Consider the following 243-nt stretch of genomic DNA (forward strand, 5'->3'; position numbering starts at 1 on the left):
CGAACAGATAAAGCCGGATTTAAACGAACCTTTCGTGTCTATGAATGCGAAGATTGTTCGGGATGTCCATTACGCGTTCATTGTACCAAAGCAAAAGGAAATCGTAAGATTTTCTACAATGCCCATTGGGAACAGCAAAAAGCATATATAAGAGAGCAGCTTTCAAAAGAAGAAACGGGAGAAATCTATGGAAAACGTAAAATAGATGTAGAACCTGTCTTCGGATTTTTGAAGGCTAATTTG

1 protein-coding gene is annotated in these 243 nt (G+C 38.3%); it reads left to right on the forward strand.

Annotated elements, in window-relative coordinates:
* The coding region (locus tag Q1A47_RS20755; protein WP_299632774.1) for a transposase at positions 1 to 243 on the forward strand (243 nt) is incomplete at both ends.

Source organism: uncultured Virgibacillus sp. (assembly GCF_947495635.1).
GTDB lineage: Bacteria > Bacillota > Bacilli > Bacillales > Amphibacillaceae > Virgibacillus > Virgibacillus salarius.